The sequence below is a fragment of the Olleya sp. UBA1516 genome (genome assembly GCF_002323495.1).
Lineage (GTDB): Bacteria > Bacteroidota > Bacteroidia > Flavobacteriales > Flavobacteriaceae > Olleya.
The window spans coordinates 256296-277884 of sequence record NZ_DCQO01000006.1 but is presented as its reverse complement, the minus strand read 5'-3'; the positions used below and the strand labels follow the sequence as shown (position 1 = coordinate 277884).

21 protein-coding genes and 2 tRNA genes are annotated in these 21589 nt (G+C 30.8%); 13 read left to right on the top strand and 10 right to left on the bottom strand.

The genetic code is table 11. The features are described 5' to 3' along the window. Positions 1-4 precede the first annotated feature (4 nt). A complete protein-coding gene (locus B2989_RS03645) occupies positions 5-508 on the top strand; it encodes a phosphoribosyltransferase family protein (protein WP_145000048.1) in 504 nt (167 codons plus the stop codon). Here the strand turns inward: B2989_RS03645 and B2989_RS03640 are convergent. After that, positions 500-1015, bottom strand: coding sequence for a shikimate kinase (locus B2989_RS03640; RefSeq protein WP_292944269.1), 516 nt, complete (start codon positions 1013-1015; stop codon positions 500-502). The two genes, B2989_RS03645 and B2989_RS03640, sit on opposite strands and share 9 nt — an antisense overlap. Before the next feature lie 126 nt (positions 1016-1141). On the opposite strand from B2989_RS03640, the gene B2989_RS03635 reads away from it, so the two are divergent. The 7 genes from B2989_RS03635 (at position 1142) to B2989_RS03605 (ending at position 6375) form a co-directional block, all read left to right on the top strand. Further along, positions 1142-1214 (top strand) — tRNA-Lys (locus B2989_RS03635). A 65-nt stretch (positions 1215-1279) separates the two neighbouring features. After that, a tRNA-Lys gene (locus B2989_RS03630) sits at positions 1280-1352 on the top strand. 186 nt (positions 1353-1538) lie between these two features. Continuing rightward, entirely contained in the window at positions 1539-2453 is a 915-nt protein-coding gene (locus tag B2989_RS03625) for a MerR family transcriptional regulator (protein ID WP_292944266.1), read from the top strand. Next, positions 2454-3917 (top strand): phytoene desaturase family protein, encoded by a 1464-nt coding sequence (locus B2989_RS03620; RefSeq protein WP_292944263.1) that lies wholly within the window; start codon positions 2454-2456, stop codon positions 3915-3917. Position 3918: 1 nt separating this feature from the next. After that, positions 3919-4758: a phytoene/squalene synthase family protein gene (locus tag B2989_RS03615; RefSeq protein WP_292944260.1), complete on the top strand. Its 840-nt coding sequence runs from the start codon at positions 3919-3921 to the stop codon at positions 4756-4758. A gap of 2 nt (positions 4759-4760) precedes the next feature. Then, positions 4761-5210: a sterol desaturase family protein gene (locus tag B2989_RS03610; protein ID WP_292944257.1), complete on the top strand. Its 450-nt coding sequence runs from the start codon at positions 4761-4763 to the stop codon at positions 5208-5210. A gap of 22 nt (positions 5211-5232) precedes the next feature. Continuing rightward, positions 5233-6375 (top strand): lycopene cyclase family protein, encoded by a 1143-nt coding sequence (locus B2989_RS03605; protein ID WP_292944255.1) that lies wholly within the window; start codon positions 5233-5235, stop codon positions 6373-6375. Here the strand turns inward: B2989_RS03605 and B2989_RS03600 are convergent. From B2989_RS03600 to B2989_RS03560, 9 genes are all read right to left on the bottom strand, one after another. Beyond that, entirely contained in the window at positions 6372-6938 is a 567-nt protein-coding gene (locus tag B2989_RS03600) for a TlpA family protein disulfide reductase (RefSeq protein WP_292944252.1), read from the bottom strand. The two genes, B2989_RS03605 and B2989_RS03600, sit on opposite strands and share 4 nt — an antisense overlap. Before the next feature lie 64 nt (positions 6939-7002). Beyond that, entirely contained in the window at positions 7003-7881 is an 879-nt protein-coding gene (locus tag B2989_RS03595) for an anti-sigma factor domain-containing protein (RefSeq protein WP_292944249.1), read from the bottom strand. Positions 7882-8168: 287 nt separating this feature from the next. Next, positions 8169-10439 carry an aconitate hydratase gene (locus B2989_RS03590; RefSeq protein WP_292944246.1) on the bottom strand — a complete coding sequence of 757 codons (2271 nt, stop codon included), beginning with the start codon at positions 10437-10439 and terminating at the stop codon, positions 8169-8171. Positions 10440-10629: 190 nt separating this feature from the next. After that, on the bottom strand, positions 10630-11775 hold the full coding sequence (locus B2989_RS03585) for an acyltransferase family protein (protein WP_292944244.1): 1146 nt from the start codon (positions 11773-11775) through the stop codon (positions 10630-10632). An 18-nt stretch (positions 11776-11793) separates the two neighbouring features. Continuing rightward, entirely contained in the window at positions 11794-11982 is a 189-nt protein-coding gene (locus B2989_RS03580; RefSeq protein WP_292944242.1) for a GldL-related protein, read from the bottom strand. A 1-nt stretch (position 11983) separates the two neighbouring features. Continuing rightward, positions 11984-12937 (bottom strand): AAA family ATPase, encoded by a 954-nt coding sequence (locus B2989_RS03575; RefSeq protein ID WP_145000073.1) that lies wholly within the window; start codon positions 12935-12937, stop codon positions 11984-11986. A 9-nt stretch (positions 12938-12946) separates the two neighbouring features. Continuing rightward, entirely contained in the window at positions 12947-14395 is a 1449-nt protein-coding gene (locus B2989_RS03570; RefSeq protein ID WP_292944238.1) for a peptidylprolyl isomerase, read from the bottom strand. Then, positions 14358-15209 (bottom strand): peptidyl-prolyl cis-trans isomerase, encoded by an 852-nt coding sequence (locus tag B2989_RS03565; protein WP_292944235.1) that lies wholly within the window; start codon positions 15207-15209, stop codon positions 14358-14360. Before B2989_RS03565 ends, B2989_RS03570 begins: the two co-directional genes overlap by 38 nt. Before the next feature lies 1 nt (position 15210). Continuing rightward, complete coding sequence (locus tag B2989_RS03560; protein ID WP_292944232.1) at positions 15211-17151, bottom strand: peptidylprolyl isomerase; 1941 nt, start codon at positions 17149-17151, stop codon at positions 15211-15213. A 264-nt stretch (positions 17152-17415) separates the two neighbouring features. Between B2989_RS03560 and B2989_RS03555 the strand changes: the two genes are divergently transcribed. The 5 genes from B2989_RS03555 to B2989_RS03535 all read left to right on the top strand — a co-directional run bounded on the left by B2989_RS03555 (position 17416) and on the right by B2989_RS03535 (position 21554). Further along, the gene (locus B2989_RS03555) at positions 17416-17868 is read left to right on the top strand and encodes an SRPBCC family protein (protein WP_292944229.1); all 453 of its coding nucleotides are present in this window, start codon (positions 17416-17418) and stop codon (positions 17866-17868) included. A gap of 2 nt (positions 17869-17870) precedes the next feature. Continuing rightward, positions 17871-18107, top strand: coding sequence for a hypothetical protein (locus B2989_RS03550; protein WP_292944226.1), 237 nt, complete (start codon positions 17871-17873; stop codon positions 18105-18107). A gap of 215 nt (positions 18108-18322) precedes the next feature. After that, the gene (locus tag B2989_RS03545; RefSeq protein ID WP_292944223.1) at positions 18323-20167 is read left to right on the top strand and encodes a PLP-dependent transferase; all 1845 of its coding nucleotides are present in this window, start codon (positions 18323-18325) and stop codon (positions 20165-20167) included. A gap of 118 nt (positions 20168-20285) precedes the next feature. Continuing rightward, positions 20286-20606 carry a hypothetical protein gene (locus B2989_RS03540; RefSeq protein WP_292944220.1) on the top strand — a complete coding sequence of 107 codons (321 nt, stop codon included), beginning with the start codon at positions 20286-20288 and terminating at the stop codon, positions 20604-20606. Positions 20607-20708: 102 nt separating this feature from the next. After that, a complete protein-coding gene (locus B2989_RS03535) occupies positions 20709-21554 on the top strand; it encodes an aldo/keto reductase (RefSeq protein ID WP_292944217.1) in 846 nt (281 codons plus the stop codon). Positions 21555-21589 lie beyond the last annotated feature (35 nt).

The following is a 21589-nucleotide window of genomic DNA, read 5'->3' as shown; positions in this document are numbered from 1 at the left end:
TATTATGAGTGTTTTAAAAGATGTAATATTAGATAATAGTGCCATTAATAATAAGTTAAGACGAATTGCTTTTCAAATATATGAGGCAAATATAAACGAGGAAGAAGTTGTCTTAGCTGGTATAGATGCGAATGGTTATATTTTAGCAAAAAAACTGAAAACCATTTTAGCAAAAATATCTCCAATCCAACCAACGCTTTGTAAAATATCCATAGACAAGAAAAACCCTAGAGACCTAATAAAGACCTCTCTAAAACCGGAACAATATCAAAACAAATCGGTTGTTTTAATTGATGACGTGTTAAATTCAGGTACTACCTTAATTTACTGTGTAAAACATTTTTTAGAAGTCCCTTTAAAACAATTTAAAACTGCTGTTTTAGTAAACCGAAATCATAAAAAATTTCCGGTTAAAGCAGATTATAAGGGTATATCGTTGTCAACCTCGTTAAATGAGCATGTTCAGGTGGATCTAGAAGGTAAAGAATGGAAAGCTTATTTAAATTAACTTTTTTAAAATATTATTTATTGTCTCTTCTTCATTATTAGTAGCTTCAACAACTACACTTGCCTGATTATAAAAATAAGAGCGCTCAAATAAATGTTTAGCAATAAAGTCTTTTAAAGCAACTTTAGTCTCTAGATGACTAATTAATGGTCTTGTTTTATTTAAAAATAATCGGTCTGTCAAAATATCTAAATTAGTTCTTAAATATACGGTCTTAAAATTATCTAGTTTATTTAACCATTCCATAGTATTGTAAAAACAAGGTGTACCTCCTCCTAGCGCAATTATTGTTTGATCTGTATTGGAGGTTATTTGTTTTAAATAGGTCTGCTCAAGTTTTCTAAAATGGATTTCTCCGTTAGTTTTAAATATATCAGAAACACTCATTTTTTCAAACTCCTCAATATAATTATCTAAATCAATAAATTTAAATCCCATTTTTTCTGCCATTTTCTGACCAATTGTTGACTTTCCGGAAGCCATATATCCAATAAAAATTAAATTCATTTTTAAGCTTATAAATTGATTATTAAAACCATACATATTTGAGAAACAAAAAAACAAAAAAAAAAAACAAAAATAGCCTTGTATTATTAATAAAAGCTATTATATTTGCACCCTCGTAAAACAAATGACCAGATAGCTCAGTTGGTAGAGCATCTCCCTTTTAAGGAGATGGTCCTGGGTTCGAGCCCCAGTCTGGTCACTTATTTTCAAGCTATTGTTTGAATTAATTTTGTGACTATTACAAAATATAAAAATTGTTTTACTGACCAGATAGCTCAGTTGGTAGAGCATCTCCCTTTTAAGGAGATGGTCCTGGGTTCGAGCCCCAGTCTGGTCACAAAAAGCTAAGCATCTTGCTTAGCTTTTTTTTTGCTTCACACCTAACATTAGGAACCGATATACATTTTATTTCTTAAAAACTTTTAATCTAAAACCGCATTAAAAGATGCAGTTTGTTAATTATTTCAAAATGTTCACGTTTTTATAGCTCAAATTCATTTTGTTTAATTAATTTAGCTAAACAATGAACAATATAAAAACTAAATTTAGTATTAAAGATCTTGAGAACCTCTCAGGAATCAAAGCGCACACCATCAGAATATGGGAAAAGCGCTACAATCTATTTGAACCTAACAGAACAGAAACTAATATTAGATATTACAGCTTATCTAGTCTTCAAAAAATATTAAACATTAGCTACCTAAACAATAACGGTTATAAAATATCTAAAATAGCTAATTTGGATAGCAAAGATATACCAACTATTGTAAGACAAATTGCCGAAAAAAAAGAGGGTAATAACCATTACATTAATGCTTTAAAATTGGCTATGTTCAATTTTGATCAATCGTTATTTTTTACAACTTACGAAGATTTAAAAACAGAGTTAAGCTTTAGTGATATTTTCTATAAAGTATTTGTGCCATTATTAGATGAAATTGGTATGTTGTGGCAAACAGACACCATCACGCCTGCGCATGAGCATTTTATAGTAGAACTTATTAAACAAAAGATTGTTTATAACATAGAAACCTCTTTAAACAAAAAGAACCTAGTAGATAATAGTGAAGTGTATGTGTTGTTTTTACCAGATAATGAAGTACATGAATTAGGTTTACTGTTTACCAATTACGAATTAATTAACAGAGGATTTCACTCAATATATCTAGGACAAAGTGTCCCTTTAGACAGTCTAGAATTTTTAAAATCACAATACGATAGCGTAACTTTTATTTCGTGTTTTACGGTTAAGCCTGAAAAAGACGACATTAACCAATATTTAGCTGATTTTAATTCCAAAATATTGAAAAACACAAACAACAAATTAATAATTTCAGGAAGAATGACTGCTTTTATAGACAATACTTTCAACCCTAAAATAGCATCGTATCAATCCACTAAAGAGGTTCTTGAATCTTTACAACACGTTTTAGCATAAATGGGTAAAAATATCGCAATTATTGGTTCTGGATTTTCAGCACTTTCAGCCTCTTGTTACTTAGCGCAATCTGGACATAACGTAACTATTTTTGAAAAAAATAGTACTGTTGGTGGTCGTTGTAGACAGTTAAAAAAAGAAGGCTTTACCTTTGACATAGGTCCAAGTTGGTATTGGATGCCAGATATTTTTGATAAGTTTTTTGCAGACTTCAATAAAAAAACATCTGACTTTTATCAATTAGATAAACTTTCGCCTGCTTATAAAATATTTTTTAAAGATGACGAAATTACCATTGGTGATACCCTAGAAAAAATATGTATTGAGTTTGAACGTATAGAAAAAGGTAGTTCCGTTCCGTTAAAAAAGTTTATTAATAAAGCTGCCACTAATTATGATATCGCTATTAATAAAGTGGTATTAAAGCCTGGAATATCACCTTTAGAATTAGTCACACCAGAAACTATAATGCGTGTTGACCAATTTTTTAAAACCATTAGCAGAGATGTTAGAAAAAACTTTAAAAATCCTAAATTAATTTCAACTTTAGAGTTTCCGGTTTTATTTCTTGGTGCCAAACCAAACAAAACACCATCGTTTTATAATTTTATGAATTATGCCGATTTTGGTTTAGGTACATGGCATCCCAAAGGCGGAATGTATGAGATTATCAAAGCCATGTCATCATTGGCTAAAAGCTTAGGCGTTACTATAAAAACCGATAGTCCTGTAGCTAAAATTAATGTGTTAGACAAAAAAGCAACAGCAATAATTGTTGGCAACCAAACACTTCAATTTGATGTAGTTTTAAGTGGTGCAGATTATCATCATTCCGAAACATTATTAGACATACAACACAGACAATACTCAGAAAAATATTGGAGCAAAAAGACATTTGCGCCTTCATCTTTACTTTTTTACATCGGTTTTGACAAAAAATTAAACAATGTACAGCATCACAATTTGTTTTTCGATACAAATTTTGAGACACACGCTGAAGAAATTTACGACAATCCAAGTTGGCCAAAAGACCCTTTGTTTTATGCTAATTTTCCATCCATAACGGATCACAGTATGGCACCAGAAGGATCAGAAACTGGCTTCTTTTTAATACCTATAGCTCCAGGAATTGAAGATACTACTGAGATAAGAGAAAAATATCTAAATATTATTTTAGAACGTTTTGAGAAATTAACAAAACAAGATGTTAAAAATAATATTATCTTTAAAGAGTCCTTTTGTGTTAAAGACTTTATAAAAGAATACAATTCATATAAAGGTAATGCCTACGGAATGGCAAATACATTACTACAAACTGCCTTTTTAAGGCCTAATTTAAAAAGTAATAAACTGAAAAATCTCTACTTTACAGGACAATTAACAGTTCCTGGACCAGGTGTCCCTCCTGCTCTTATTTCGGGTAAACTAGTAGCAGAATTAATTAATAAACATCATAACGTTTAAAATGAAAACATTATTCGATTCTGTATCATACGACTGTAGCAAGATTGTTACGCAATCTTACAGCACCTCTTTTTCTTTAGCTACAAAAATGCTTGCCAATACTATAAGACAAGATATTTATAATATTTATGGCTTTGTAAGATTTGCTGATGAAATTGTAGACACTTTTCATGAGTACAACAAAAAAGAGCTTTTTAAACGCTTTGAAGACGATTTAGAATTTGCACTTAGAGATAAGATAAGCTTAAATCCTATACTTAACGCTTTTCAACATACCTACCATAAATGCAATATTGATAAGCATATGGTTGACTCTTTTATGAAAAGTATGAGACTAGACCTGTCCAAAACTAAATATACTACTGATCAAGAGTATAAGGATTATATTTATGGATCGGCAGATGTTGTTGGGTTAATGTGCTTAAAAGTATTTGTAAAAGGAGATAACGAAAAGTATGAAACTTTAAAAAGCACAGCAATGTCCTTGGGTTCTGCTTTTCAAAAGGTAAATTTTTTAAGAGATTTAAAAGCTGATCACGAATTATTGGATAGAACCTATTTTCCAAATACGGACTTAACCAATTTAACTGAAGCCGATAAGCTATACATCATCAATGATATAGAAAACGATTTTAATGAAGGCTTAAAAGGTATTAAACAATTACCTATTGAAGCTAAATTTGGTGTATTTATGGCTTACCGTTATTACAATCAATTATTAAAAAAATTAAAAAAAACACCAGCTTTAGAAATCAAAAACACACGTATTAGAGTCCCTAATTATAAAAAAGCAGAACTCTTAACACGAAGCTATGTTAAATATCAATTAAACTTATTATAATAATGCAAGCAATATATTGGATATTAGTTTTTATAGGAACCTTCACTGCAATGGAGTTTATGGCGTGGTTTACCCATAAATATATCATGCATGGTTTTTTATGGAGTCTACACAAAGACCATCACCACAAAGATCATGACAGTTGGTTTGAGCGTAATGATGCATTTTTTATATTTTATGCTATTGTAAGTATGACCTGTTTTTATCTGTGGAATTACGAAAACGTTTGGTATTGTCTACCAATTGGATTAGGTATCATGGCATATGGTGCAGCCTATTTTTTAGTTCATGACATTTTTATACACCAACGTTTTAAAATATTTAGAAACGCTAATAATTGGTACGCAAAAGGTGTAAGACGCGCACACAAAATTCATCATAAACATCTAGGTAAAGGTGATGGTGAATGTTTCGGGATGTTATTTGTACCGTTTAAGTATTTCAAAAGATAAATTATTATATACTTTTTAAATAATGTCTAAAAACCATTATGACTATATTATTATTGGTAATGGTTTAGCAGGCTTACAACTTGCTTTAGCATTTAACAATGACAGCCATTTTACAAATAAGCGTATCGCTTTAATAGACCCTTCCACTAAAACAAGTAATGATAAAACTTGGAGTTTTTGGGAGCAAAATACAGGTTTATGGGAAGATGTTATTCACCAAAAATGGTCAAAAGCAACTATTTTTGCATCAAACAAAACTATAGATTTAAAGCTTAATCCTTACAGATACAAAACCATTCGTGCTATTGATTTTTATTCGCATGCTTTAGCAATTCTTAAACAGAATAAAAATATAACATTTATAACCGAAACCGTAAACTCTGTAACGGATGACAATACTATTACGGTTAACACTAATAAAAATTCGTATACTGCCAATCATGTATTTGATAGTCGTATAGCTAATGATGCTATTTCAAGATTAGATCAATACACGACCATAACACAACATTTTAAAGGTTGGGTAATAAAAACTAACGAAGACGCTTTTGATCCTGACACTATTACCATGATGGATTATAGATTAAAGGATGGAGATCAAACCACTTTTAACTATGTATTACCTTTTACTAAACGTGAAGCTTTAGTAGAGTTTACTTACTTTACTGAACATACAGTACAAGAACATGTTTATGATAGTTATATTAAAAAATACATAAAAGACTTTTTGAAAATTGAAGATTACCAAATTATTGAAACCGAAATGGGTCAAATACCAATGACCAATTTCCCTTTTGAGCAATCTAACACCAAAAACATTACTAAAATTGGAACAGCAGGTGGTTGGGTAAAAGGTAGTACAGGCTATTCTTTTAAGTTTACAGAAAAAAAAGTTGCAACAATAATTGCTAATATTAAAGCAAACAATACACCATCAACAGACTTATTTAAAGCAAAATATAAGTTTTATGACAAAATATTTTTAAAAGTTTTAAAGGACGAAAACCATAAAGGTGAATGGATTTTTGAAAAATTTTACTCTAAAAATTCAATTCAAACTATGTTTAGATTTTTAGATGAAGACTCGTCGTTTAAAGAAGAATTACAAATCATGACCTCGTTATTTTCTTGGAGTTTTATAAAAGCTTTTTTCAAAACACTTTAGTCTTTTAGCAATTTATTGATAATTGATTTAACCGAATCACTATTCCAATTTGCTGCACCATTTTTATCGATTACAACGTCTCCCTTTTGATTAATTAAAAACGTTCTTGGAATGCTATTTACTTTAAATAATTCTACGTTAGGTGCATCTAACGGACTATAAACCTTAAAAGAATAATTGTTTTTTTTCATGAAGGCTTTAATGGTTTCAGGTTTTTCATTAGAAACAAAAACAAATTCTATTTTATCCTTATAGGTTTCATATAATTGTTGCATACTAGGTAGCTCTGCAATACAAGGTGGACACCATGTAGCCCAAAAGCTGATCAAAACGATTTTATTTTCCGCTTGACGGAAATTGTATACCTTATTATCTAAATCTATTAAATTCCAGTTGTAGTTATTAATTTGTACTCTATCTGTTTCATTCTCTACGTTTGGAGCAAACAAAGCTAACCCTTTATGGATTTGTATTTGTACAAACTGTCTACTTGACGGAATTACTAATATTAAAACTATAGCTAAGTACACTATATTTTTAAGCGAAAACAAAGGTTTTTTCATGACTATAAAATAAAAAAAGCACCTAATAATTTAGGTGCTTCAAAAGTAACAAAACTATTTGTTTTTATCTGTTAACTGTTCCTGATAATGCTTGTACAGGTCCTGTTCCCATTGCTATAGAGGTATGCACAGTAGCATCTGTTGCTACCGTTTGTAATAATGGTTTTAGCGTAAAAGGTGCTGGACTATTATCTGGACTAGGCTCTACTGAAATTACAATAGTTTTGCCTCTTAAATCAGTTGGAAACGCAAATCCTGTAGGCGCATTTTGTAAATAATCTTCACCTGGATAACTTGGACCATCTCCTAAATCTCCTTTAAAAGGTGATGTTGATGCATTTGCATCTGCCATAGCTGGATCTGTAAATGTACCAGTACTTATTGGTGTACCATCAATTACAGCCCAACCTTCATATACCCAACCATCTGATAGTACTGGTAAATCTAATCCTGCAACAGCTGTTCCTGTTGCATTATCTAAAAACCATACTCCACTTTCTTCATTAGTGTCATCAGCGTCTGTTGGTGTTGCTAAAATAAATGTTCCTGCTGCTGCAGAGAAATCTGCAACTAAATTTGAGTTTACATTTGCAGAACTACCAGAAAAATCTCCTGCTAAAATTTTTGTTGCTGCTGGAGCTGGATCTAAATCTAAAGCTGGCTCGATGGACAACACAAATGCTGAAGCAGAAGCTAATTGAGAACTTGATACTTGAAAAGTTTTTGGAAACGAAACATCACTAAATGTTCCTGTGGATACTGGAGATCCATCAACAATAATCCAACCTTCATACACAAAATCGTTACCCAACGCTTCTAAATCAGATAGGTTTAATGTTAACGTAGACGTTTCTGGTTGTTGTGCAGTTGCGTCGTCATCACTACTGCATGATACGCTTAATACTCCTAAAGCTAAAACAGCTAAATACATTTTTCTAATCATAATCTTGGTTTTAATTAATTAATTTTTCTTTAAAGAGTCGATTAACAAATCAATACCTTACTTTTTAATCAAATAAATTCCATTTTAACCATCAATTATTCAAAATTAAACTACAATTTGATAGAAAATACTCAATAAAAATAGTTTTTAGTGACGATATTATAAAATCAAAATTAAACCTTTAAGTCATTATCATTCAGACGTATAAATTGTAATCGTTTTAAATTATGATCATAAAAAAACTCCTGATAAAAATCAGGAGTTTTAAATTTATAAAAAATTAAAAATTATGCGTTATTCTCTTTTTTAATTAAGTTTAGCGCACTTCCTTCGTTATACCAAGCTATTTGAGCTTCATTATAAGTATGGTTTAATACAATTGTATCCTTGCTACCATCTGCATGCACTAACTCTAAAGTTAATGGTCTATTTGGCGCAAATTCATTTAAATCTATAAAGTTAAATGTATCATCTTCTTGGATTAAATCATAATCAGCTTCATTTGCAAAAGTTAATCCTAACATACCTTGTTTTTTAAGGTTTGTTTCGTGGATACGAGCAAAAGATTTAACTATGACTGCTGCAACACCTAAGTGTCTTGGCTCCATAGCAGCATGCTCACGAGAAGAACCTTCACCATAGTTATGGTCTCCTACTACTACAGTTTTAATTCCTGCTGCTTTATACTCTCTAGCTGTATCTGGTACTCCACCAAACTCTCCTGTTAATTGGTTTTTAACAAAGTTAGTTTTCATTCCAAATGCATTAACAGCACCAATTAAACAGTTGTTAGAAATATTATCTAAATGTCCTCTAAAACGTAACCAAGGTCCAGCCATACTAATATGGTCTGTTGTACATTTTCCAAATGCTTTAATTAATAATTTAGCACCAGAAATATCATTCCCTAAAGGCGTAAAAGGTGTTAATAATTGTAATCTTTCAGAATCTGAAGCGACTTTAACCACAACTCCACTTCCATCTTCATCAGGAGCTAAATAACCGTTATCCTTAACTTCAAAACCTTTTGGAGGTAATTCCCATCCTGTTGGCTCATCAAACATAACTTCCTCTCCATTTTCGTTTAATAACGAATCGGTTAAAGGGTTAAAGTCTAAACGACCTGCAATTGCAATAGCAGCTGTAATCTCTGGAGAGGCTACAAAAGCATGTGTATTTGGATTACCATCTGCACGCTTAGCAAAGTTTCGGTTAAACGAATGTACTATACTATTTTTTGGTGCATTTTTAGGATCGCTATATCTTGCCCATTGTCCAATACATGGACCACAAGCATTAGTAAATATTTTAGCATCTAATTTTTCAAAGATTCCTAAAATACCATCTCTATCTGCTGTAAAACGAACTTGCTCAGAACCTGGATTAATACCTAATTCTGCTTTCATTTTTATGCCTTTATCTAACGCTTGTTGTGCAATAGATGATGCACGCGATAAATCTTCATAAGACGAGTTAGTACAAGAACCAATAAGTCCCCATTCTACTTGAATTGGCCACTCATTTTCAGTTGCTTTTTCTCCCATTGTTTTACCAACTGGAGTTGATAAATCTGGAGTAAACGGTCCATTTAATAATGGTCCTAATTCTGATAAATTAATATCTATTACTTGATCAAAATACTGCTCTGGATTTGCATAAACCTCAGTATCTGCAGTTAAATACTCTTTAACTTTATTTGCTGCATCTGCAACATCTGCTCTATCTGTAGCACGTAAATAACGCTCCATAGACTCATCGTATCCAAAAGTTGAAGTTGTTGCTCCAATCTCTGCTCCCATGTTACAAATTGTACCTTTACCAGTACAAGACATAGCTTTGGCACCTTCACCAAAATATTCAACAATTGCTCCAGTTCCACCTTTAGCAGAAACAATTCCAGCAACTTTTAAAATAACATCTTTTGGTGCAGTCCATCCAGATAACTTACCTGTTAATCTTACACCTATTAATTTAGGGAATTTAAGTTCCCAAGCCATTCCAGCCATAACATCTACTGCATCAGCACCACCAACACCAATAGCCACCATACCTAAACCACCAGCATTTACTGTATGAGAATCGGTACCAATCATCATTCCTCCTGGAAATGCATAATTTTCTAAAACTACTTGGTGGATAATACCAGCTCCTGGCTTCCAGAAACCAATTCCGTATTTATTAGATACAGATTCTAAAAAGTTAAAAACCTCACTACTTACGCTATTTGCGTGTTTTAAATCGGTTGCAGCACCTTCTTTAGCTTGGATTAAGTGATCACAGTGAACCGTTGTTGGTACTGCCACTTTATCTTTACCAGCTTGCATAAATTGCAATAAAGCCATTTGTGCAGTAGCATCTTGACATGCTATTCTATCTGGAGCAAAATCCACATAGTCTTTACCTCTTGTGAAGGCTTTATTAGGTGTTCCGTCCCAAAGGTGAGAATACAAAATCTTTTCAGAAAGTGTTAAAGGTTTACCTACAACTTTACGTGCTGCGTCAACACGTTCTGTCATTTGGCTGTATACCTTTTTTATCATGTCAATATCAAATGCCATATAGTATGAATTTTAAGGGTTGTTAATTTGTTTTAAAGTCTTGCGAATTTACGAAAAATTGAAGCATTTTAAAAATATATAAGGAAATTGAATATTCATTGAATTAAATTCAATAAAAAAGAACAATAACTACTTAAATGTAGTAAAGTGATAAAATAAGATACTATAAAATAATAAATTAACAAGAAATCTAATTTTCAAACCATCGCTTGTACCTTTTAGAATCTCTAAATTTTAGAATTGGATATTCAAAAAAGGTAAATAGTAGGTAGGAAAGCACAAAAGTAATAACTAAATATAAAAATAAAAGACCAAACTTACCTACATAAGTTAGTTCTAAGTTTTTTGTAAAATGTTGGATACTTAACAACACAATGGAGTAATTAATTAAATATATTGAATACGACCACAAACTAATATTAGTTATAGTTTTTGATAAAAATTGACTTGATTTCCAATTGGAAAACATAGGAAATGTAAGCAGTATACTTATGGATAAGAGCGATAAATAATAAACATTAAAAAATGTACTAAAACTATCTGGATTTAATTGATTAAATAGTATTAATAGATGAGTCCCGATAAATAATAAGACACCAATTATAAAACTTATATACTTGTAACGCACCCAAGTACTACTGTAATAAAAAGCAAAAAAAGCACCAATAAAGCCATAATAAATGCTATCTATCCTATAGACCACGACTTTACGTAGCGACTTACTCCATGAAAAATCTTGAATAGTTATTGATGCCATGTTATCAAACAAAAACCTGTGATAAATAGCACTTGCTATAATGATTAACGTTGTTAATAAAAACATCCATTTTGTCACCTTTTTAAAAATTGCTCCTAATAGAATAAGACAAACTGGTCCTATTATATAAGCAAATTCCTCGATTGTCAAACTCCAAGATTCTGTAAAAAAATCAGGTTGTTTTTGAGATAAATTTTGAAGAAAAAAGAAATACTTATATAATTGATTTGGAGCGTCCAAATTAAACAGAAATAACAACCCAATATTTATAATTAAAACCAGATAATAATTTGGCAAAGTCCTTAACCAACGTCGTAACCAAAAATTAATAAAATCTTTAATAGAAGTTTTATTATGTGCTATATGCTTTATTAAGATGGTACCAATTAAAAAACCACTTAAAACAAAAAATAAATCAACACCAATAGTTCCAAAAAACTGTATAGTTTTTATAATAGTGGATTGAGAATCCGGAAATAATAGCAACGTGGCATGAGAGCATATAATTAAAATAATAGCCAATGCTCTAACGACATCTAAACCAAATATTCTTTGTTTATATGTTGTTATAGTTTCCAATAAGTAAAGGGTAAATAACTATTGTCTAGCTACTTTAATTAATTTAATAATACCTAAAAATATAGCGCAAAATTCTATAAAAGTACCTGCTGTTAATAATATACTACCATAAGGTTTATGTTGTATTTTAAACATGGCTCCTACTATGGTTAATATTATACCAATAACTAAAAGCACCAACGGAACTTTAAATTGCTTCAAACTCATATTAAAAAAGGCTTTTAATAATATGTTCGATGGTTACACCTTCGGCTTCAGCCTTATAGTTTTTAATCATTCTGTGACGCAATATACTTGTTGCTACAGCTTGAACATTTTCTATATCTGGAGAAAATTTACCGTTAATAGCAGCATGTGTTTTAGCTGCTAAAATTAAGTTTTGCGAAGCTCTAGGACCTGCTCCCCAATCTACATACTGTTTAACTAGGTCCGAAGCAGCTTCACTAAGTGGTCTTGTTTTTCCTACCATAGTTACAGCATACTCTATAACATTATCTGCCACAGGAATACGTCTAATTAGTTGCTGGAAATCTGTGATTTCTTGAGCAGTAAATAACGCATTAACTTTAGGTTTATGATCTGATGTAGTTGCTTTAACCACATCTACTTCTTCTTGAAAAGTAGGATAATCAAGATTTATAGCAAACATAAAACGGTCTAATTGCGCTTCTGGAAGTGGATAAGTCCCTTCCTGCTCTATAGGGTTTTGTGTTGCTAAAACAAAGTATGGTAAATCTAATTTATAATGATGTCCAGAAACAGTCACTGCACGCTCTTGCATTGCTTCTAACAAAGCAGCTTGTGTTTTAGGAGGTGTACGGTTAATCTCATCTGCCAATATAATATTAGAAAATATTGGTCCTTTTATAAATTTAAATTGTCTGCTTTCATCTAGGATTTCGCTTCCTAAAATATCACTAGGCATTAAATCTGGTGTAAACTGTATGCGTTTAAAGTCTAGACCTAGTGCTTGTGAAATTGTATTAACCATTAACGTTTTAGCTAATCCTGGAACACCTATTAATAAGGCATGACCACCAGAAAAAATAGAAATTAAAATCTGATTAACAACATCATCTTGACCTATAATAACTTTTGCTACTTCTTGTCTTAATGCGTTATATTTTGTTACCAGAGATTTTACTGCTGCAACGTCTGACATATGTTTTACTTATTTTTTTAACCAGTTACTACTAAAGTCACAATCTCTGTGAGATTCGCTAATTTTAATGTAAGTATCTAATATTTTTTCGTTTTGCCATTTACCGATAGCATCAAATTGCTTTTCGTTTAAAGCTAATTCTTTAATTTTTAAATAGTCACGTGCATAATCAGCATCATGCTCATCAATTCTATCCGTTACTGTTACTAACTTAAACTTGATATTACCTTGTCTGTCAGTATCTGTTAACACCTCACTAATTGTGTTGTTTTCTAGACCTTGTAATTGACCATATAATTCTGGATCCATTCTAGTTAGTTCAAAATTATAATCCTGGGTTTGTGGATTAATTAATTGACCACCTTGGTATTTAGTTTCTTTTTCGTCACTAAACTCTCTTGCTGCATCAGCAAAAGTATAATCACCTTTAGCTATGTCTGCTTTAATTTTTTCAATTTTTTCTTTGGCTTCTAAAATTTCTTCGTCAGATATTTCAGGAACTAATAAAATGTGACTTACATCATATTCTTGACCTCTAATTTTTTCTAAATAGATAATATGGTATCCGTAATCTGTAGCAAAAGGTTCTGATATTTCTCCTTCTTGTAAAGAAAAGGCAACATCTCTAAACTCTTTAACCATTCTTGGTTTAGATCTATTCATTGGAGGTAATTTTCCTCCTGCTTTTTTAGAACCTGGATCTGCAGAATAAAAAGCTGCTCTAGATCTAAAACTTTTACCGTCTTCTTCTATTTCTCTCTTAAATTCTTTTAATCGATCTATAACACGTTGTTTTTCCTCATCGCTTACTTTAGGCTCAACAATAATTTGTGCTACTTTTAATTCTGTTCCAAATCTTGGACGTTCTTCTTTTGGTATTTTATTAAAAAACTGACGTACTTCTTCTGGAGTAACTTCTATATCTGCAATAATTTTCTTTTGCATCTCAGAAGCTAACTTATTGCTTTTGTTAATTTCAAACATTTCTTCTCTAAAACTAACTTCATCTTCTTTTTTATAAAACTTAAGTAACTCATCCATGTTACCATTAGTTTGTTGTAAAAATTGCTGAACTTGTTGGTCTACGTATGAACGAATTTCGGCATCACTAATAACAATACTATCTTGGATGGCGTGATGTGCATATAATTTATCTTCTAATAATTTACCAAATAATTGACAACGTGATACACCTTGTATAGATGCACCTTGTGCTTTAAGTTGTAAAATCATTTTGTCAATATCACTATCTAAAACAATGTAATCACCTACTACCGCAGCAACACCATCTACTTTAAGTGCTCCACCTGTATTAGTAGTATCTTTAACTTGCTCTTGTGCTGTTTCGTCAATTATTTCTTGAGCCGAAGTAGCAAACGTTGCTAATAATATAAACGCTAAGGCATTTAACGTTTTACTTTTAATTGTAAATTTCAAATTGTTTGTTTTTAATGGCATCTTTAGTAATGTCCTTTTCTAATTGTTTTATTAATTCCAATTTTCGTTTGTTAACAACGATTTGGTTAATGGTTGGTCTAACGTACTCCAATGGAGCAGTATCGTTTCGTAACAACACATTATTTATTTGCATCAAATATAATCCTAATGAGTCTTTGAGTTGTATAAAATTAGATTTTTTTAACAATTCATTTTTGTTATCTAATGTCACGACAGGTATTTTATTAATAGCCTGATCAACCCTTATCCATAACGAATCTTTTAATGAATAAGATTTAAATTGTATTGAAATTGAATCTAACTCTTTTTTATCTGACTTATTAAAGCGTTTAAATTTGGTTTTAATTTTTTCTAAATCTAAGCGATTTGCTTCTACATTAATATATCTAAACTGAATTAAATCTTCATTTAACTTAAAGGCGTCTTTATTTAAATCATAATATGCAGCAGCTTCTGTTACAGATACTGTGGTGTCTAAGTTTTTAGATACCAAGGCTTCCACATAGGCTTTACTATACAAATCATTTTTGTATTGTTGTATTAACCTATCAAATTTTTCCAATTTTGCATCAGACAAATTAACTTGCGCATTTTGCACAAATAGTTGTTGTGTTGCCCATTTATTAATAAAGTTATTAGCAAAAATAGTACTGTCTGATTGGCTTAAATTTTCTGGCAAGGCCTTTTTTAAATCACTTGAATATAAAAAAACTTCTTCTACTCTAGCAATAGCATTTTCTTGTTGTGCAGGTTTAAAATAGTCACAAGACCATAAAACACCTAACATTATTAATATGTAGCTTAGTTTTTTCAATTTATTTAAGTTCTTCTTTTACTTGTTTTAATGCGTCCTTGTTTATTGTAACCTTATACTTTTTAGTTAATTCTAAAAGCCAGTCTTTTTCTTTTTGCTCCTGAAAATCTGATACTACGCTACCTTTAGCCTGCTCAAATGTTTTTTGAGTTTTAGGTAATATACTATTTACTTTAACGACACTGTAAGCATCATTATGCTTAAAGACTTTAGAAACTCCAGTTTTTAAACTCAACCCTTTTGGTAGTGCTTGATGTGTTGTATCTAAAGTATCGATGATAAAACTAACATTTATTTGGTTGTCCGCGTTAATTTGTTTTTTAATATTATCTGTAGCTATATTTTGCTCTAGTAATTTTGACACTTGTTTAATCACACTTTTTTTAGCAGAAGAGGCCACAATCGCATCAACTCTGGTGTCATAATAGTAATTAGATTTGTGTTGATTGTAATAGTCTAACAGTCCTACTGAATCTTGTTTTGCAGCATTCCAAATTTGGTTTTCCATCAAATCAAACAACAACAATCCATCACGATATTCGCTTAAGACTTGTGCATATTCTTGGTTTTCAGACTCTAGGCTTTCTTCTTGATACGCTTTTAAATTACTTTCAACAAAAACTTTAAAATTATCTTCTGCCAATTGTTTTAATGACACTTTAGCTTGTCGTCTACGTTGACTTTTAAATAAAAATTGAGCAAATTCAATTTCTGGTATTTGCTTTGTTCCTATAGTTAATAGTGTTTTTTCACCTTTAAATGTTGCAGGAATAGTCCAATTACTTGCAAAATAATCATCCGATAGGATATTAATAATAGGCGTTAAGTCTACTGTTGTCAAATCAACATTATATGTTTGTAACAAATTTTCAATACGCTTATCACTAATGACTTTAGATCTAGAATCACGTTTAATTTTATTTTTTAATTCTAATTCTAAAGCCTCAAAAGGTTGTATTCCATTTTTTTCTATCAGTTTAATAATATGGTAACCAAACTCTGATTTAAAAGGTTTAGACACATCATCAACGTTAGTTAAGCCAAATGCTTGTTCTTCAAATATTTTTGAACTTAATTGACCAGCTGAAAAGGCATTTAATTTCCCACCATTACTACTTGAACTTTTATCATCAGAAAACTGTTTAGCTAAAGCACTAAAGTCTTCTCCTTGCTTTAGTCTTTTATAGATTTCGTTTATACTATTCTGGGCTGTTTGCTCTGCTTTATCATCCGTTAACATAATGTGTGCAACGGTAACATCACCTCTGTTTTTACGTTTGTTATTTACAAAAACTACATGGTAACCAAACTGCGTTCTAAAGGGTTGTGACCATTCTCCAACCGCTGTATTATATGCAGCATTTTCAAATGGATATACCATTTTAAATGCGGTAAAAAAGCCCAACTCTTCTGCAAATAAAGTTTGACCATTATGTATGTCTTTTTTTACTGCTTCAAAGCCTTCATTTAAAGCTCGATCTCTTAGTTTTTTAATTTCTTGATAGGCTAACAATGTATCTTTTGGGCTTGCGTTTTCATCTATTTTAACCAAAATATGATTGGCATCCACTTCTGTTAAAAGTCTTTGGTAACCTTCTTCAATTAACTGATCTGTTACCTTACTATCATTTAAATAATTTTTAGCCAATTGGCTTTTATAGCTTGAAAACTCTCTTAAATAAGCTGGTTTTTGATCCATTCCTAAAGCCTTAGCTTCAGCAATTTTAAGTTTATACTTAACAAATAAATCTAAGTAATTATCAATATCCTTTTGGGAGTCGTCTTTGACTAAATCTAAGTTTTTGCTATATACACGCTTAAACTCTGAAGTATAAACTGGCACATCATCTACTGTAAATAAAACGGTATTTGTTTGCGCATTTGCAAATAAACAGGTAAAGAAAAAAGAGAGGAATGTAATACGTAAAATATTCATTTTCATAATTAAGCCACATTTGTTAGCAATGTCTGCAAAAATAGTAATATTACACTATTAAACAATGACTTTTAAAACGATACTTTAAAGTAATTATTATAGTTTTTATATTAGTTATTTTATAAAAAACTAAGTCCTCAAATTATTTAAAATTTTAGACTTTCTTTAAAAATTAATTTACAACAAAAACTTATATTTACCATCAAACACATATTTATAGATTGTAATTATACAATTGCTTTTATTTAAGCTTACGTGTTATTTTTTTATATGAAATATACAATTACAGTATTAATTAGAAAACCTATTGAAGAATGCTTTAGGCTTTTACAAGACCATGAATCCAGAAAACATTGGCATCCTGGTTTAACTAGTTTTGAGCATTTAAGCGGTTTACCTAATGAAGTAGGTGTACAAATGAAATTAAACTACACTTTTGGCAAACGAAAATTGAGTGTTATAGAAACTGTGACTTATATTAAAAACAATAAAACGGTTCATTACAACTTTGATTCTGCAGGCATGCATAACATCCAAGAAAACCAATTTAAAGTCGTTGATGATAATAGCACATTATGGACGTGTAACAACGAGTTTATACCAACTACTTTTTCTAAACGTCTAATGTTACTTTTAATGCCAAAAGCAATAAAGTTACAATCGGAAAAATATTTATACGATTTTAAAAATTATATAGAAATAGGAAAGTCTGTTAAAAATTAAACATGAGAAAACTTAAATTAATTTGGGACTTTAGAGGTCCTGATGCTTTAAAAATTGCCCAACACCACGAAATACATCTTAAAGAGTATATAACTTTAGAAAAAACTGAGTTAAATATTACAGGTTTTAAAACACTTAGCGATATGCATAGCATTGCTTTTATGGTGGTTAATGAAACAGAAATGAAGCCCATACGTGATGCATTAAAACCACATCGTGGACAAGTTTACGCAGAATAGTTATAAAACTAGTAATAGTACATCATAGTTTTAAGCTATTTAAAACATACTATATTAGTTAAATGTTTATTAATTATAATGTTACCTTTTTGATAGACAAAACACGCTTAAATCACCTACCATTACTTATGTATGTTAGGTAACAACACTGGCTATTCTTCTTTTAAAACAAATCTAATTATTGTACCTTGCACTCCTATTTTAAAGGAGAAATTATGAACAATAATAAAATGATAAATTATCTTAAAGATGTACTTCAAAACATGCCAACTGGCTGGTTGAATTTAACCACGCATCGCTTAGATATCTATAACGAAAAATTAGCTAAAACTGAATTTTTAAATCAATTTGAGAATTTATATAATAACAATAATGCTGAAGCTTCCGCTTTAAACCAATTACCAACTGCTTACGATTATATTAGACTTGGTCATCCACTATCTTGTGTATTAGAATGGGTTATTGCTGATTTAAATAATTTAAAACCTGAAGCGGTTATAAGTTTTTCATCTAAAACAACTCCAATATTGTCTGTTTTAAGAAAAAATCTTTTAGCGGATAAAAAAACACAAATCAACTACATTGGTAAATTACCAAGTATTTTTGATGCTGAAGTATTACGTAGCGTTTATGGTTATAATTTTGAATTAAAGCAAGTAGATTCTGCTCAAGACATAACTGATTTTAATGGTAGTACCATCTTTATCAATCAACAAAACGATATATGTCATGCAAATTTAACTAGTAACATAGATTTTACAGTTAACTTACATAGTGATTTAGGAAGTGTATTATTAGTAAATGGAGCAAAAAACGAAGCTTATATTTCTGACATACAACATGTAAGACGACGAGAAACCATTGCAATGACACCTATTAATTGCTTAGCTGCTTTACAGGATTTAATTAACACAACAACATCAGATTATACAAGTAGCACACTACAGACAGATAAAGCTAAGGTCCTGGAAACTATAAAAGCCATTACAGGATCACCTTCTAAACCGTTAGTAGGCTCTAGTGGATTATCAATCCAGTATGCTATCATGATGGGACTTATACATGATGCGTTAATTAACCACAAAGGAAAAGACATTAAGTTTATTGTTCCTCCAAACTGTTATGGTGGTACTAACGATCAAGCTAGACGTGTTGCTGCATGTATTGACAATGTAGAAGTAGTAGATTTACCTGTGGATGGTGACAATGACATGGTAACAAGTATTGATACCGTTTTAAACACTATTGCAAGTCAAGATGCAGTACCTTATATTATTGCAGAAATTCCGACAAATCCTAGAGTTGAAGTTCCAGATCTTTTACAATTAAAGGCTGCATTAAGTAAAGTTAGACACACACCAAATGGTGATATAGCAATAGACCCAGTATTTATTTTAGATCAAACCTTTTGTCCAAATGTTTTATTTTTAGGTGAAGACAAAATACTATCTAGCGTACGAACAATATCTTATGCAAGCGGATCAAAATTTCCTAGTGGTGGACATTGTACTGCTGGTTATTGTGTAGGTAATACTAAAACGCAAGATTTAATGGTTCACATAGAAAACCATTTAACCCTTTGCGATAATGAAGCGACTAATCTTCAATATGAAATTTTAGCAAAGCAATTACCTTCAATGAATCAAAGAATTAAAGACGCTTACAGCAATACACGTGAGTTTGTTAATTTTATACACGATACGCTACCAGAAGCTAAAATCAATTTTGTATCAGAAGCACTTGCTGAGCAAGATTTTACACCTTCTGTTTTCTCGTTAGACCTTCCAACAAAAGGAAACACAGCACAAGAAAAAGAAGACTATAAACGCGCTTTAAACTTAAAATTAATTAACCTAATGATTACTCAAATTCCAAATGAGAGTAAATATTGCGTTAGTTATGGTCAATTAAATGGTTGTTACTGGACTATTCCTGCAACCTCAACACAAGGCACAACTAAAGAAGGTGATAAAGATTACATCGTACGTGCCTCTTTATCTCCTAATTTAGATTTAGAACTTCATAAAAAAGTTTTTCTAGACTTTGTAAAAAGTATGTAAACTCTTTTTCTTAAATAAAAAAAAAAGCACGACCTATAATCGTGCTTTTTTTATACCAATTTTTAAAGGTTACTAAAATAGATTAACTTAGTATTTATCTAATTTAAAATTCCAATGTATGTCTCAAAATAAAAACAACATAGTTTTACTTTTAAGCTTAATACTATTAACCTGGTCCTGTGCCAATACCAAAAACAACACTTCTAATTGCTTAAACAGTGTAAAAGGTACATTGGTTAATAAGACTGGTTTAGATGGTTGTGGTTGGATGATTGCATTAAATGATGGTAAAACAGTAAATCCAACTAACCTAAATAGCTTTGATATAAAATTAATAGATAATACCAAAATCAAGTTTAGTTATATAGAAAAAAACGATCTTTTTGACACCTGTATGGCTGGTAAAATTGTAGAAATAACTTGCGTCACTTTGGACTAATTTGTAACGCTAAAACCTTGTTAAAACAGTACAAATAGTTTTTAAAAAACAACATTAAGCTTACCTTTAAGTAGTAATATTTTAAACACCAAAACTACTGTTATGAAACAAATACTCCTAAACGATAGTAAACATATTCCACTAGTTGGATTTGGAACTTATAAATGCACAGAACAAGAAGGTATTAAATCCGTTTCTACTGCTATAGCTAAAGGTTATCGGTTGCTTGATACAGCTGCTATTTATGGAAATGAAGAAGCTGTTGGAAAAGGCATTAAAGCTAGTGGTATTGACAGAAAAGACATTTACATTACCACCAAGCTTTGGCGAGAAAACTTAAGCTATCAATCGGCTAAAGACCAATTTAATAAATCGTTACAACGGTTAAATGTAGACTATATTGATTTATATTTAATCCATTGGCCTGCTAACGCTAAAAACTACGATAATTGGCAACACGCTAATGCAGAAAGCTGGCGCGCAATGGAAGAATTACAAGCTGAAGGTAAAATTAAATCCATAGGAGTTAGTAATTTTTTTCAAGAACATTTGGAAGCGTTATTTAAAACTGCAAAGGTTATTCCTACTGTTAATCAAATCGAGTTTCATCCTGGGTATTGGCAACAAGAATTAACTGAATATTGTCAATCTAAAAATATAACCGTTGAGTCTTGGTCGCCTTTAGCACGAGGAAAAGTATTTGAAAATCAAACTTTAAATGACATTGCCAAAACACATCAAAAATCGGTTTCGCAAATATGTCTACGTTGGATTATTCAACATAACGTGGTTATTATTCCTAAATCTAATTCGCCAGAAAGAATTGAAGAGAATATTAATATTTTTGATTTTGAACTGTCTGCGGACGAAATGAAACAAATAAACAACCTTCCAAAAATGGGGTTTAGTGGAGAGCATCCTAATTTCTGGCCTGATCGTATTAGTTAATTAAAAATATACTTTAGTTTCAAAGTAATTTAAAG